Here is a 13,491-nt window from a genome sequence, read left to right on the forward strand (position 1 = left end):
TCTAATTATTCTTTGCGATTCAAATATGCGACTACTTCGGACAAATCGTCATGAATATAATAGTCGAACATGTAATCTTTATCCGTCGGCTGATTGTTGATGAGTATTTTCACTCCTCCAGCAGCCATCGGAAGCATGTTGAACGGCATCACGCTGAGGGAAGTGCCTAATACCAGCGTCACATCAGCTTTCCGTACGAGCCTTTCTGCTTCTTCGTGATACTGGATCATGTCTCCGAAAAGTACGACATCCGGTTTGGGAATACTCCCGCATGTGCAAGTAGGTACGTCTTCAGAGAGTATTTTTTCGAGCGGGTATGTCTTATAACAATCAGGGCATGTAGCGGTCTTCAGGGTACCGTGATATTCCAGAACATTTCCGTTCCCGGCTGCGGTATGAAGGCCGTCCACGTTCTGAGTGACGACATCTACGCGCTTCCCTTTCTTTTCAAGGTCTAATAGAAAACGGTGGACAGCGTTGGGACCATAATTTTGCAGAAGCTTAAGCTTGAAGATCGATTTATAGTGATGCCAGAACTCTTCGGGGTTTTGATCGAAAAAGTCTCGTGACATCAACTCTTCCCGGGATTTGTCCTCACTCCATAGTCCTTCGCTCGATCTGAAATCAGGAATGCCACTTGCTGTAGATACCCCGGCTCCTGTCAGGGCGACCACGTGATCAGCGCTCGAGAGTATGTCTTTGATAGTATCCAGCACAATTGTCCTCCTTATCTTTTGTTGAATCCTTTCTTGTGAAGGTATTCGGTTACATCCATCCGGATCGGTTTCCGGAATCTTCGTAGCATTTGATCCGACCACGTATCTGTTCGACGGTTCGATGAGCGTGAAGCGTAGTAGTCACTGATCTTATCGTTGAAAGCGCGGATCACTTCTTCATGGTCCTGGTATTCATTTTCGAAGTACACAGCCTTCTGTGGCAAGCGTGGCTTCTTCTCCGGATTTTCTGCCGGAACCCCTACAGCTATACCGAACAATGGGGAGACGTACTCCGGCAAGTTCAATATTTCGTCCACTTTCGAAATGTCATTCCGGAGACTTCCGAGGTAACACATACCAAGCCCCATGGATTCTGCTGCTATTGCTAAGTTTTGCGCTGCTAAAGCCCCGTCGATTGCAGCGGTCATCAAGTGTTCGCTGTTCTCGAGATTCGCTTTCATATCTTCCTTTGCTTCTTCAGAGACACCATAAGTCATACGATGGTAGTCAGCACAAATGATGAACAGATGCCCGTTGTTCAAGACGTGCGGGTGACCGGAGACTTCGTGCAGCTGTTCCTTTTTCTTCCTATCCGTAATGCCGATGATCGAATAAGCCATCATGTAGCTGGAGGTCGATGCCTGCTGGGCAGCTTCAATGAGCGTATGGATCGTCTCTTTCTCTAAGGGTTTCTCTTCGAAGGAACGGATGGAACGGTGGTTCAAAATCGTTTCTATTGTCGAATTCAATGAAAAAACCTCCTCTTATGTAGAACGCTTCTTTAAGTTTAGCATAAAGAAGTTGATCTACACGAAGAGAAGGTCGTGGACCGAAGAGGAGTGGTCATCTAGGAAGATTTACATAGAGGTCTTATTCTACTGTAAGCGGCTGAATCGTTTAGCGGCTTTTTTATTTTTCCATTGGATGGTACTCATATAGAGCTGAATCAGACCAAGGCCGAGAATGATCGGTCCTATCGTGTAAGCGAAAAATGGGCTGATCGCAAGGTGAATGAATCCCAGTAAAAACTGGCGACGGGAATGGTTTTCCCTATATGCCTGATAAGACAGGTAGCTCGTTCCTAGAAACACAAGAAATAATACCCATGTCACTAATTCATTAGCGAGTAAAAACGTCATTGGCAAACCTCCTTTAAAATAATGTATTCTTTAAATGATACCATATTTGAATAATTTGTCAATAGACACCGCCGAGGATAGACGAGCAGGGCTTTTTGTTCTATAATCGAACCGGGTAAAAAAATGGAGGAGAAAGGGGATTATTATGACGAAACAATTGATTTTTGGACATAAAAGTCCAGATACGGATACAATCTGCTCTGCCATTGTATATGCAGATTTGAAAAAACAGCTAGGTTACGAGGTGGAACCGGTACGCCTGGGAGAGCTTAATGGGGAGACATCCTATGCGCTTGATTATTTCAATCAGGAAGCTCCTCGGTTCGTGGAAACAGTAGCCAATGAAACCGGAGAAGTCATCCTGGTAGACCACAATGAACGTCAACAAAGTGTGGATGATATCGATGAGGTGGAAGTAAAGGAAGTGATCGATCACCATCGTATTGCCAACTTCGAAACGAAGAGCCCGCTTTACTATCGTGCCGAGCCGGTCGGATGTACCGCAACGATCCTGAATAAAATGTACAAAGAAAATGGTGTAGAAGTTTCTGAAACGATGGCCGGACTCATGGTTTCTTCTATCATCTCCGACTCGCTATTGTTCAAATCTCCGACGTGCACAGCGGAGGATGAAAAAGCTGCCGAGGAACTTGCGGCTAAAGCCCGCATCGATTTGAACGAATACGGTCTGGATATGCTGAAAGCAGGTACAGATATCAGCGGAAAATCCGCTGAAGAGCTCATTTCTCTCGATGCCAAAGCATTCGATATGGGAGAAGCGAACGTGCGCATCGCTCAGGTGAATACGGTAGATACGAACGAAGTACTCTCACGTAAAGAAGAACTCGAAGGAGCTATGCAGAAAGAAATCGATGACAATGGCTACGACCTTTTTGTTCTTCTGATCACTGATATTCTGGATAGTGACTCGACAGCACTTACTGTAGGAGATAAACAGGAAGCTGTAGAAAAAGCTTTCGACGTGAAGCTTGAAGACAATAAAGCTGTGTTGAAAGATGTCGTTTCCCGTAAGAAACAGGTAGTACCTCCACTCAATAAAGTATTAGGCTAATGACAAATAAAAGCCGCGTTTCCCTTGTGAAAAAAGGAACGCGGCTTTTTGTATTCAGTAGTCGACTTATTCTTTCTCCTGATTCTTCGTGAAATACCATTCTTCCCTAAGGATGCCAAGGCGAACGGAATCATAGTAATTCCCCTGATACAAATGGGCTTTACGGATGCGAGCTTCCTCTGTCATTCCAAGTTTTGAAGCGATATGAATCATCCGTGTGTTTTTGGACCAGGTGCGGAGACCTACTCTAGCAAGTGGCATCGCTTGGAACAGGTAATCGATCCACATTTGGAGGGCCTGGCTCCCGACACCCTTCTCCCAGAAATCCGCATTATAGATCCCGATACCCACTTCAAGCCAGAAGGACGACTTTTCTTCCCAGTAATACATGACGGTACCGATGATTTCTCCTTCATATTCGATGAGGAGACGGGAGTCCACTTCATGCTCTGAAAGTCGATACTTTCTTGCCAGTTCGTGACTTTTATAGCTTTCGAGTGTGTGAGGTTCAAGGGAGTAGAAGGGAGCGTCGTATTTCTTCCATAAAGGTTCGGTGTCTCCATAAATGAGATTGTATAAGGAAGGAAGATCGTACTCCTGAATACTTCGTAGCGTCACATTATTCTCTTTTAGTATAATATCCCGGACCATAAACAGGAGTCCCTTCTTTTTTTCTCTTCATTATAACAGATTATTGAAAAAAGAAAGAGGGTATACCACTAGATAGAGAAAGGTGGGTGATAATATGATTCACAGTATGGCTTTTCACAGAGAGCGCGGAATGGAAACGATGGAACACTTAACGGATATTTGGAAGAATGACTATGAATGGAGATGGATCGATTTCGATAACCCATCCTCCGATGAAAAGGAGCTTCTGGAGAAGGAGTTCTCCTTTCATCCGCTCGCAGTGGAAGATTGTTTCCACAAACTGCAGCGTCCAAAGCTGGATGATTATGGAGATCATACGTTTTTTGTGTTACATACGCTCGATAGGCAGACCCTGGAGAAAGAAGAGATCGATGTGTTTCTCAGTGAAGGACTGATCGTCACTTTTCATAAGCATTCCTCTTCCTTTGTAAAAAAGGTGAGAGATTATGTTGTAAAGAAACCTTCTTCTGCGGACGAAGCAGTCATTCTTCACAACATTCTCGACCAGGTCGTAGATGCTTATTTCCCGATTATCTATTCACTGGAGGACCAGATCAATGACCTCGAAGATAATACGAACGAATTATCGATGGAAGATATGCTGGAGGAGTTGTTCGACAGACGGGGGGAGCTGCTGAAAATGAGGCAGACCGTCCACTCGATGCGTGATATGGTATATCGGATGTTATATACACATGACCTTGAAAATGTATATGAACATAAAGAATATTTCCGCGATATTTATGACCATCTGTTGAAAGTTTCGGACATGATCGCTTCCAACCGGGAGATGACCCAGGATATCCGGGACAGTCATTTATCTATGACTTCCCACAGGCAAAACAAAACGATGCAGTTTCTGACCGTCGTATCGATGATATTTCTTCCTTTGACCTTTATAGCGGGTGTATATGGAATGAATTTTGCCTATATGCCGGAGCTTGACTACAAATACAGTTATTTCATTATTTGGGGAATCATGATTATGATGACGGTTGCCATGGTTGTATTTTTCAAGAAAAAGGGATGGTTTGATTGATCATTCAGTAAGAGGAAATCGTCACAAAAAAACCGGCTCGAAGGCCGGTTTTTTAAATGAACAGGTTTCTGAACGGGCGTATCCGCTATTCCTATTGTCCAGCTGCATCACCCAGAAACCCGAGCCATAAGTAGCCCGGATCAAAAAAAAGAAAGTGCGCTTTTGTCTGACCGGTCTACTTATGACTGAGGTTTCTAAACGGGCGTATCCGCTATTCCTATTTCAAAATATCGTGGTCTACGTATCGTTCACCGTTGATTTCAGACAGAATATTTACGGCGACGCGCGCGCCGTCTCCGGACGTGATGATCGTATGTACGCTCACTCCGGCTACTGTTCCGGCTGCCCATACATTTTTCTTTTCTGTGTGACCATCTTCTTGGACCTTGATGATTTTTGCTACGCGGGGTTCGGTTCCTTCTGTGACAGTAAGACCGAATTCTTCAGCCAGCTTCGCCGACATCCCTGTTGCGAAAAGAACGTGTTTTGCATTATAGGTTTCGCCTCCGGCAGTCAATGCATATCCATCTGCTGTTTCTTCGATACCGTCGACTTCTCCCTCGACCAATTTTGCGCCGTGGTTCGTCGCCTGTTCCTGTCCGGCATTCAATAAATGGGGCCCTTCGACACCTTTTGGCAGACCATAGTGATTCTCTACCCATGCTTTCGCTGTAATACTTTTCCCGGAATCGAACATGACTACCTCCTTGCCAGCTTTAGCAGCGAAGATCCCGGCACTTGCCCCGGCAGGTCCTGCTCCGATAATTGCAATATCCATCATAATTATTACCTCCTTATTCTAAGTATAACCTTACTCTGTTCAGGAAAACCACAATGCAGAATGTGGAATTCCAGATTTATGTTTATTATAGAGAAAACGCAAATCCTTTGTTCATGTAATTGCGATCGACTTGCCTATTGACCTCAACATCTTCTAGACAATGTCCGAAGACCCTTTTAGTAAGCTGTATCACTTTGTCTTCATCTCCATCTTCGATAAAAACTGAAATGGCTTGGTCCGGGTTCATCGTCAATAAGAAGGAAATGAACTTCGGAAAGCATTGATTATAAGCGACGTGTTTGTGTTGTCTGATATACATATCGTTGCAGTTGTGTTGTTGATACCATTCCATCCACTGTTGGATCGACGGAGATTGATGAAATCGAAGGACCAAAGGTGTTCCATACATAAGACATCCCGCCTTTCTTCTTTTTATAGAAGGAGTACCCCTGAAAATTATATGTAAAACCTGTTTCGAACTTGCCGGAGCGGGGGAATCATGCTATATTAGATATTAAAAAATCATGGAGGAGGTTTCTTTATGGTTACATTAGAGAATATATTTTCCCATTGGGTTACAGAGAAATATTTGCAACGCTCCGGTATTCATCACGCCGTCACTGTTGCTGAAACCGCCTTTTCGTTAGCGCGTGAACGCGGGTTGGACACGGAAGTGACAACAAAAGCTGCCCTTCTTCATGATATCGGTCATTACGAGTGGTACACCGATGGAGAATGGGATTACGATGAATACAGAAAGCATGATATCCATGCAATCAAAGGAGCGGAACGTGCTCATAAGCTACTGATCCGCCTTGGCGAAGATCGGGTGAAAGCGAAAGAGGTGGCGCTGGCGATTCTTCTTCATACCGATAGTTATCTTCCTTTTTCCGTAGAGGAAAACCGCTCTCCGGTTCAAGCGGTAGTAGCTGAAGCAGATACGCTGGATGAACAGGAAGGTGGACTGCATCACTACAAGTCGATGGATAAGATGGAAGCTCTACAGCGGTTGCAGCAACTGGATCAGGAAATTTTCTTAAGTCAAGATATAAATGTGAACATTTTTTGAATAAAGTATTGCTTTTTTTATCCAGTACCTATATACTTTATTCGTACTCACAAATCAAAGGAAAGGGAGGTCGAACAAAATGAAAAAGATGATGTATACACTTCAGACAATTGAATTCGACCTGTGTTCCTTCCGTTGATTATGTGTAGGGAATAATGTGCATAATAGCCGCAGGTCGTGCGTAGAATGACCTTGTGGCTTTTTATATGAATTCGTTGAAGTATAAGCCAAAGCCACAGGGAGACCTGTGGCTTTTTTGTGCCTTTAGAGAGGAGGGATGACCATGACGATGAATTTCCTGATATTTTCGATCAGTATTCGTAGACGAAAAGAATTGAAAGATCAGCCCGGATATTGCCGGAGCGCTTATGACGCACATCTCGACCGCAAGACCATCCAACTATAAGAGAGGAGAGGGACAAATGATTAAACGAATGGGAGTATTTATGGACTGGCTGAATGCGGAGAAGGATAGTGCGTAGCTATTTTGAAGTAAGGAGAGATACTTATGAGAATACCGTTGTTGTTCTTTATCATCATTATAGAAAAACGGAATAAGAAAGAGTTGGAATCCAAACACAGAAAATATCAATCGGTCCGCGATCGTATTGATTCCAACAAACAAAAATTCCATATATGAAAATAGAGATGTCCGCTTTCGGCGGGCATCTTTTTTCATATATAATATATGTAATGATCAGAAAGTTCTGGAAAAGGAGGGGGATCATGCATCTTCAGCAATTTTTCCGCGCCAGGAAGCGAATCGCTTCCATTGTTGAACAAACGAGGTGCATCTACTCGGAACCGTTATCTAAGATGGCGGGGGCCAACGTGTATTTGAAACTTGAAACAGAGCAGCCGACGGGCGCCTTCAAACTTAGAGGGGCCGCTAATAAAATCAGGAGTCTGCCAGAAGAAGAGAAGAAGAAAGGGGTCGCTACATTCTCGACCGGGAATCATGGAATAGCAGTAGCTTTTGTAGCGCGGGAAGAGAATATTCCGGCGACCATCTGTATCTCGAACCGAGTGCCGAAAGCGAAAAAGCATCGTCTTGAAGAAATGGGGGCTGAGGTGATCATCGTCGGTGAGAGCCAGGATGAAGCGGAAGAGTATTGTTATTCCCTGCCCGGGGTTACAGTTATACCTCCGTTTGATGATGAAGCGGTCATTGCCGGTCAGGGTACCATCGGTCTCGAGGTCATGGAACAATGTCCTCAAGTGGATCACGTCGTCGTTCAGCTTTCCGGTGGTGGACTTATGTCCGGGGTCGGTATGGTTGTGAAGAAGATGAATGAAGCTATTCGTGTTACAGGGGTTTCAGTAGAAGGAGCAGCTGTCATGCATGAGAGTATCACGAAGGGCAGCCCCGTAATTCTTCCGGAAAAGTCTACTCTTGCTGATAGTTTGCTTGGCGGAATCGGAGGGAACAATACCTTCACCTATCAGATGACGAGGCAAGTGATGGATGAAAGTGTCCTGGTAACTGAACAAAAGATTGCTCTAGGTATTAAAACAATGCTCGACAAGCATAAAATGCTGGTAGAAGGTGCTGCTGCTTCCGGAATCGGTTGGATACTGGGAGAGAGATTGGCTAGAGATGAGAATATCGTTCTTCTTATTACCGGCAATAATATTGACGCTGAGGTGTTAGATCAACTGTAGATATGAGGTGAAGGAACATGGGGCTGACTATGAAAGAAATTGTGGATCTTTCCGTTCTGGAGAAGGCGAAACTGCTTACTCCGAAGGCGTTTCTCGAGGGACAGACGGTAGAGTGGATCAGCGTAATCGAGACGCCAGTGGAGAATTTCGTCAAGCAGAATGAATTCGTTCTGTCCACAGGAGTGGGGTGCAAGGAAGACCCCCGCTGTCTGGAACAGTATGCAAGAGACGTCATCGAATCCGGCGCTTCTGCTATCGGGTTTGCGACCGGCAGGCATATCTTTACGGTACCGGATACGATTATCGAAGAATGTCGCAGAAACAATATCGCCCTTTTGGAGATTCCGTGGGAAGTGAGATTCGGTGATATTATGCAGGAGGTTCTCCAGGCAATCTCTGAAGAAAAGAGGGAGGACCAGCGCTTCGTCGAAGGAATCAGACAGGACATGATCAATTGTGTATTGAACGGAGAGGGACTGGAGGAGATCACTTCTCTCGTGTATGAACATACCTCCATTCCTGTTGCTATCAGTGATGATGAACGGGTCGTTCGGTCCAACCATCATTTCGACAGCCAAATGATCGATATTCTAAATAGGAAGAAGGAAGGGAATTATCGATCCGTGCCTTTTACGCAGACCTCCTATCTCGAGCATCACTATCCGATAGAGAAGTATGAATTCGAGCAGGGAGAGTGTTACCAGCTCACGATTTTATCTAACCATAAAAAACAGGGCTATCTGCTGTTCGAACGCATCGATCGACCGTTCACCTGGTCCGATATGACGATACTCGAACATGCGGTGACGGCTTGCGCGCTGTTCTTCGTCAAAGAAAATGCCATCGAAATGACGGAAATTAGATTGAAAGACAACTTTCTTCTCGACCTCGCAAAGAAAGGGGCAGAACAGGATGAAGAACTGCGCGAGAAAGGACGGCTTCTCGGTTATGACCTGGAGAAACCTTATACATGTATTATAGGGGATGTCCAATTCTCCAAAAATGTAGATGCTCACATAGAATCGAAGGATAGCAAAGTGGCTTCCTCTTCCATGCACAGTCGGAACTATTATGTCCAGACAGAAATCCAGCATGCGGCTGATCAGATCGGCCGGGAACGAATGACTACGTTCGACGACGGGAAAGTTATCGTTTTTCTGGAAGCAGACGAACATTCCTATATGGAAACGACGCATCAATTCCTTGATCTTGTAGAACGAAGATTGAACGAATTGCTTGCAGGCATCACGGTTTCCTGGGGCATTTCGTTTCACGGGGACGGTATCGGGGTCTTCAACGAGAGTTACAAAGAAGCTTCAACGGCTTTATCGTTCGGTTTCCGCCAGGAAGAAGCGGGGTTTCGAATGTTCTTCACCGATACGAAGGTGAACCGGTTGCTTCTTTCCATTTCGAAGAATAAGGAAGTGACTTCTCTTGTGGAGAGGACACTTAAAGACCTGATCGCTTATGATGAAAAGCGGCAGGCCGATCTACTTCATACATTCATGGTATACAATAAGTACAATTCTAACGTAAGCCAGACGGCACGGGCGATGAATCTTCACCGTCAGTCTTTATTGCATCGGCTTCGTAATATTGAGCGGCTCACCGGTTTGTCTCTTCTCGACGCAGATGATTTCTTTCTGTTGGAGCTCAGCGTCCGGATGTGGATGCTGACCAGAGAGGGATAAGTGTTGATTTATAATTAAGACATCAATAATAAGATCCACATAGACACTGCCCTTATACGGGTAGTGTTTTTTTGTATGAAAGATTCGGATTCGATTTCCTATCAGGATGTTTAGATAAATGGGGAAACGGTTAAACCCTTGCGCTTAAGCACTTTTTTAGTGTGTCACATATGTACGAAAAAGTTATACAAAAGTTCATACATTTCGTACATTACATCCGGTAGCTATGTTTCATACAATAAGAATTAAGAAATTAAAAGATTCTGACAAAAAGAAAAGGAGGGAATATTTATGGTGCTTCCGTTTGACATCATGGAATATCAGGAGAGGTTGAATAAAACAAAGGAACGGATGGAAAAAGACGGCATTGAAATCTTGTGTGTCACCAACCCGTCCAATATGAATTATCTGACCGGTTATGATGCATGGTCATTCTATGTCCATCAGATGCTGATCGTCATTATCGATGAACCTCAGCCGATCTGGATCGGACGTACGATGGATGCGAACGGAGCCAAGGCGACGACATGGATCTACGATGACAATGTTATTGCCTATCCTGATTATTACGTCCACTCCGACATCTATCACCCGATGGATTTCATCGGTGAAATATTAAGGGAGATCGGTCAGGGAAACAGACGCATAGGAGTAGAGATGGAACAGTTCTATTTCACAGCTAAATCGTTTCAGCGACTTCAGCGCGCACTACCCGATGCGTTTTTCCTCGATGCCTCGAACCTTGTCAATTACGTCCGGCTCATCAAATCGGATCAGGAAATCGAGTATATGCGAAGAGCCGGGATCATCGTCGATCAGGCCATGAGCCGAACCATCGACTATATTCAGCCGGGTGTCCGCGAAAATGATGCGGCTGCTCACCTGTATTACAACCTGATCAGCGGAACTTCGGAGTATGGCGGAGATTACCCGGCTATCGTGCCGATGATGCCGACGGGAGACCATACCTCCATGCCCCACCTGACCTGGTCGGAGCAGACGTTTAAAGAGAACTCTCCGGTGGTCATTGAAACTGCCGGTTGTTATAAGCGATATCATGTTCCGATGGCCCGTACGGTGTCCCTTGGAGAGCCGAGTGAACGTCTGCAATACGTTGCATCCATTGTTCAGGAGGGGATAGAAAATACGCTTCAGACGATTCGCCCGGGAGCGACTTGCAGTGATCTTGAAGCAGCCTGGCGGAATAGTATCAAACGCTACGGTTTTGAAAAAGAATCGAGGTTGGGATACTCGACAGGGCTTTCTTACCCGCCGGATTGGGGTGAGCATACGGCAAGTATCAGAAGCGATGATCATACCGTATTGCAACCGAACATGACGTTCCACATGATTCCGGCCCTGTGGTTTGAGAATGATGGGATCGAAATCTCTACGACATTCAGAGTAACGGAAACTGGATATGAATTGTTCACTTCTTATCCTCGGGAACTGATAGTCAAAGGCAACCTCGGATACAATACGAATCCGATGAGTTCGTAAGGAGGGATGCACGATTCAGGTAATAGACAGGAAGACCCTTGAAGAGAAAATTTCTCTTTCCGAAGAACTTATTCCGGTGATAGAAGATGCTTTTACTTCTCTTGCGACAAAAACGGTGACGATGCCTGAAATTATGCGGATCGACATTCCGGAACACCACGGAGAAGTCGATATCAAATCTGCATACATTCCTGGATACGACAGTTTTTGTGTGAAGTTATCATCCGGTTTTTTCGATAATCCGAACAAAGGGCTGCCAAGCGCAAATGGCATGATGATTCTTATAAGTAGTGAGACCGGCGAAGTCCAAAAGATATTTGCTGATCGTGGCCTCCTGACAGATTTACGTACAGCTGCCGCCGGCGCAGTAGCTGCGAAACACGTAAGCCGGGAAAACAGTGAGCGAGCCGGGATTCTCGGTACAGGAGCCCAAGCCAGGTATCAGCTCGAGGCACTGTTGTTAGTACGCCCGATCAAGACGGTGTATGTCTGGGGCAGAAACCAGCAAAAAGCCCAAGAATTCCAGGAGGAAATGGAAAAGAAACTGAACGTTTCCGTAACGGTGGGAGATACAGCGGAAGAGGTCGTACGAAACAGTGACATTGTAGTAACAACCACACCGGCCTCAGAGCCGATTATCCAGGGAGACTGGCTCCACCCGGGCCTTCATATAACAGCGATGGGTTCCGACGCGGAGCATAAACAGGAACTCTCGACCAGTGTGATTCAACAAGCAGACGTTTTCACGTGTGATGTACTTCATCAATCCAGAAGATTAGGTGAACTGCGTACGATCGACGACAAGGAGATCATAGAAGCGACCATCGAACTCGGAAATGTAACCGGCGGGCAAAGGACCGCCAGACAAAACGATGATCAAATCACAATTACAGACCTGACGGGTACGGGGGTACAGGATACCGCAATTGCCCGCTACGCATTTCAAACAATAGGAGGATGATGAATATGAAACAAGCGAAATTCGGTACTAGATCCATTTGGGCAGGCGAGAAAGAACAGTTGGCTTTCGGAGCTACACAGGTGCCGGTAGTGCACAGTGTGTCCTTCGGTTATGACAATATGGATGAATGGTATGAAGTGGCGATTGGTAATAAGGAAGGACATATATATGGAAGAAACACGAACCCGACGGTCGAGGCTTTCGAGAACAAAATCCGTGACCTTGAAGGCGCGGAAGCCGCGACGAGTTTTTCGACTGGCATGGCTGCCATCAGTAATACACTGAGTACGTTCCTTGCTCCGGGAGATCGTGTCGTATCCATCAAAGATACGTACGGGGGAACGAACAAGATTTTCACAGAATTCCTACCGAGAATGAATGTGGATGTCGAACTTTGTGAAACGGCTGATCACGAAGCGATTGAAGCTGAAGTGGAAAAAGGGTGTAAAGTGCTTTATCTGGAGACACCGACGAACCCGACGGTCAAAATCACGGATATTGAACGAATGGCGAAAGCCGGAAAAGCGCAAGGTGCCATCGTCATCGTCGACAACACTTTTGCGACACCCGTGAACCAGAACCCTCTCGACTTAGGGGTGGATCTCGTCATTCACAGTGCAACGAAGTTCCTCGGTGGTCACGCGGATGCTTTGGGTGGAGCACTCGTCGGATCGAAAGAACTCGTCGAGAAGGTCTACCACTACCGGGAAATCAACGGGGCTACATTGGATCCGATGGCCGCTTACCTCTTGCTTCGTGGTATGAAGACATTGAAACTTCGAGTGGATCAGCAGAATAAGAACGCTCAGGAAATAGCTGAATATCTGAAAACATTCGACCTCGTAGAAGATGTGTTTTATCCAGGGCTCGAAGATCATAAGAATCATGATATCGCCAAGAAGCAGATGAGAGGCTTCGGAGGTATGCTCAGCTTTGCTGTAAAAGGTGGGGTAGAGACGGTCCGAGACTTCCTGCCGGAACTTCAGTTTGCTAATCGGGCCGCGAACCTGGGAGCGGTGGAAACCATCGTTGGTCCATCCCGTACGACTTCTCACGTAGAGTGTACACCGGAAGAACGTGCAGCGATGGGAATTCCTGAGGGACTGATCAGGTACTCAGCCGGTATTGAAGATATCGAAGATCTAAAAGCGGATCTGAAGCAGGCTTTTGCAAAAGTAGAAGAAAAAGCATCTCAGAAAAGCTAGGTGAT

General features: G+C 45.6%; 16 protein-coding genes. 10 read left to right on the plus strand and 6 right to left on the minus strand.

Annotated elements, in window-relative coordinates:
- Positions 1 to 5 precede the first annotated feature (5 nt).
- The 3 genes from BLQ44_RS05495 to BLQ44_RS05505 all read right to left on the minus strand — a co-directional run bounded on the left by BLQ44_RS05495 (position 6) and on the right by BLQ44_RS05505 (position 1,855).
- The gene (locus BLQ44_RS05495; RefSeq protein ID WP_093192855.1) at positions 6 to 716 is read right to left on the minus strand and encodes an NAD-dependent protein deacylase; all 711 of its coding nucleotides are present in this window, start codon (positions 714 to 716) and stop codon (positions 6 to 8) included.
- 11 nt (positions 717 to 727) lie between these two features.
- Positions 728 to 1,465 (minus strand): oxygen-insensitive NADPH nitroreductase, encoded by a 738-nt coding sequence (gene nfsA / locus BLQ44_RS05500; protein ID WP_093192856.1) that lies wholly within the window; start codon positions 1,463 to 1,465, stop codon positions 728 to 730.
- Between the two features lie 126 nt (positions 1,466 to 1,591).
- Positions 1,592 to 1,855, minus strand: a complete 264-nt coding sequence (locus tag BLQ44_RS05505; RefSeq protein WP_093192857.1) for a hypothetical protein — start codon at positions 1,853 to 1,855, stop codon at positions 1,592 to 1,594.
- 145 nt (positions 1,856 to 2,000) lie between these two features.
- On the opposite strand from BLQ44_RS05505, the gene BLQ44_RS05510 reads away from it, so the two are divergent.
- Positions 2,001 to 2,927: a manganese-dependent inorganic pyrophosphatase gene (locus BLQ44_RS05510; RefSeq protein ID WP_093192858.1), complete on the plus strand. Its 927-nt coding sequence runs from the start codon at positions 2,001 to 2,003 to the stop codon at positions 2,925 to 2,927.
- A 66-nt stretch (positions 2,928 to 2,993) separates the two neighbouring features.
- On the opposite strand, the gene BLQ44_RS05515 is transcribed toward BLQ44_RS05510, so the two are convergent.
- Entirely contained in the window at positions 2,994 to 3,578 is a 585-nt protein-coding gene (locus BLQ44_RS05515) for a GNAT family N-acetyltransferase (RefSeq protein WP_093192859.1), read from the minus strand.
- A 94-nt stretch (positions 3,579 to 3,672) separates the two neighbouring features.
- Between BLQ44_RS05515 and corA the strand changes: the two genes are divergently transcribed.
- On the plus strand, positions 3,673 to 4,617 hold the full coding sequence (gene corA / locus BLQ44_RS05520) for a magnesium/cobalt transporter CorA (protein WP_093192860.1): 945 nt from the start codon (positions 3,673 to 3,675) through the stop codon (positions 4,615 to 4,617).
- Positions 4,618 to 4,834: 217 nt separating this feature from the next.
- Here corA and BLQ44_RS05525 read toward each other — a convergent pair whose 3' ends face one another.
- Both BLQ44_RS05525 and BLQ44_RS05530 read right to left on the minus strand, forming a co-directional pair.
- Entirely contained in the window at positions 4,835 to 5,398 is a 564-nt protein-coding gene (locus BLQ44_RS05525; protein WP_093192861.1) for an FAD-dependent oxidoreductase, read from the minus strand.
- An 85-nt stretch (positions 5,399 to 5,483) separates the two neighbouring features.
- Complete coding sequence (locus tag BLQ44_RS05530; RefSeq protein ID WP_093192862.1) at positions 5,484 to 5,807, minus strand: hypothetical protein; 324 nt, start codon at positions 5,805 to 5,807, stop codon at positions 5,484 to 5,486.
- 132 nt (positions 5,808 to 5,939) lie between these two features.
- On the opposite strand from BLQ44_RS05530, the gene BLQ44_RS05535 reads away from it, so the two are divergent.
- From BLQ44_RS05535 to BLQ44_RS05560, 8 genes are all read left to right on the plus strand, one after another.
- Positions 5,940 to 6,467 (plus strand): HD domain-containing protein, encoded by a 528-nt coding sequence (locus tag BLQ44_RS05535; RefSeq protein ID WP_093192863.1) that lies wholly within the window; start codon positions 5,940 to 5,942, stop codon positions 6,465 to 6,467.
- 283 nt (positions 6,468 to 6,750) lie between these two features.
- Positions 6,751 to 6,873: a hypothetical protein gene (locus tag BLQ44_RS16785; protein WP_281241394.1), complete on the plus strand. Its 123-nt coding sequence runs from the start codon at positions 6,751 to 6,753 to the stop codon at positions 6,871 to 6,873.
- 102 nt (positions 6,874 to 6,975) lie between these two features.
- Positions 6,976 to 7,107 carry a YrzI family protein gene (locus BLQ44_RS16375; RefSeq protein WP_143004695.1) on the plus strand — a complete coding sequence of 44 codons (132 nt, stop codon included), beginning with the start codon at positions 6,976 to 6,978 and terminating at the stop codon, positions 7,105 to 7,107.
- A gap of 86 nt (positions 7,108 to 7,193) precedes the next feature.
- Positions 7,194 to 8,129: a pyridoxal-phosphate dependent enzyme gene (locus BLQ44_RS05540; RefSeq protein WP_093192864.1), complete on the plus strand. Its 936-nt coding sequence runs from the start codon at positions 7,194 to 7,196 to the stop codon at positions 8,127 to 8,129.
- A gap of 17 nt (positions 8,130 to 8,146) precedes the next feature.
- Positions 8,147 to 9,820 (plus strand): PucR family transcriptional regulator, encoded by a 1,674-nt coding sequence (locus tag BLQ44_RS05545; protein ID WP_093192865.1) that lies wholly within the window; start codon positions 8,147 to 8,149, stop codon positions 9,818 to 9,820.
- 291 nt (positions 9,821 to 10,111) lie between these two features.
- Positions 10,112 to 11,320, plus strand: a complete 1,209-nt coding sequence (locus tag BLQ44_RS05550) for a M24 family metallopeptidase (RefSeq protein ID WP_093192866.1) — start codon at positions 10,112 to 10,114, stop codon at positions 11,318 to 11,320.
- A gap of 22 nt (positions 11,321 to 11,342) precedes the next feature.
- Positions 11,343 to 12,281 (plus strand): cyclodeaminase, encoded by a 939-nt coding sequence (locus tag BLQ44_RS05555; RefSeq protein WP_322787517.1) that lies wholly within the window; start codon positions 11,343 to 11,345, stop codon positions 12,279 to 12,281.
- A gap of 5 nt (positions 12,282 to 12,286) precedes the next feature.
- Positions 12,287 to 13,486, plus strand: a complete 1,200-nt coding sequence (locus BLQ44_RS05560; protein ID WP_093192931.1) for a cystathionine gamma-synthase family protein — start codon at positions 12,287 to 12,289, stop codon at positions 13,484 to 13,486.
- Positions 13,487 to 13,491: the final 5 nt, after the last annotated feature.

Source organism: Salimicrobium halophilum, assembly GCF_900100295.1.
Lineage (GTDB): Bacteria > Bacillota > Bacilli > Bacillales > Halobacillaceae > Salimicrobium > Salimicrobium halophilum.

Bases quoted from the DNA above. Each gene is read 5' to 3' on its own strand.
- BLQ44_RS05505 (WP_093192857.1), bottom strand. From the start codon at position 1,855: ATGACGTTTTTACTCGCTAATGAATTAGTGACATGGGTATTATTTCTT.
- BLQ44_RS05510 (WP_093192858.1), top strand. From the start codon at position 2,001: ATGACGAAACAATTGATTTTTGGACATAAAAGTCCAGATACGGATACA.
- BLQ44_RS05515 (WP_093192859.1), bottom strand. From the start codon at position 3,578: ATGGTCCGGGATATTATACTAAAAGAGAATAATGTGACGCTACGAAGT.
- corA (WP_093192860.1), top strand. From the start codon at position 3,673: ATGATTCACAGTATGGCTTTTCACAGAGAGCGCGGAATGGAAACGATG.
- BLQ44_RS05525 (WP_093192861.1), bottom strand. From the start codon at position 5,398: ATGATGGATATTGCAATTATCGGAGCAGGACCTGCCGGGGCAAGTGCC.
- BLQ44_RS05530 (WP_093192862.1), bottom strand. From the start codon at position 5,807: ATGTATGGAACACCTTTGGTCCTTCGATTTCATCAATCTCCGTCGATC.
- BLQ44_RS05535 (WP_093192863.1), top strand. From the start codon at position 5,940: ATGGTTACATTAGAGAATATATTTTCCCATTGGGTTACAGAGAAATAT.
- BLQ44_RS16785 (WP_281241394.1), top strand. From the start codon at position 6,751: ATGACGATGAATTTCCTGATATTTTCGATCAGTATTCGTAGACGAAAA.
- BLQ44_RS16375 (WP_143004695.1), top strand. From the start codon at position 6,976: ATGAGAATACCGTTGTTGTTCTTTATCATCATTATAGAAAAACGGAAT.
- BLQ44_RS05540 (WP_093192864.1), top strand. From the start codon at position 7,194: ATGCATCTTCAGCAATTTTTCCGCGCCAGGAAGCGAATCGCTTCCATT.
- BLQ44_RS05545 (WP_093192865.1), top strand. From the start codon at position 8,147: ATGGGGCTGACTATGAAAGAAATTGTGGATCTTTCCGTTCTGGAGAAG.
- BLQ44_RS05550 (WP_093192866.1), top strand. From the start codon at position 10,112: ATGGTGCTTCCGTTTGACATCATGGAATATCAGGAGAGGTTGAATAAA.
- BLQ44_RS05560 (WP_093192931.1), top strand. From the start codon at position 12,287: ATGAAACAAGCGAAATTCGGTACTAGATCCATTTGGGCAGGCGAGAAA.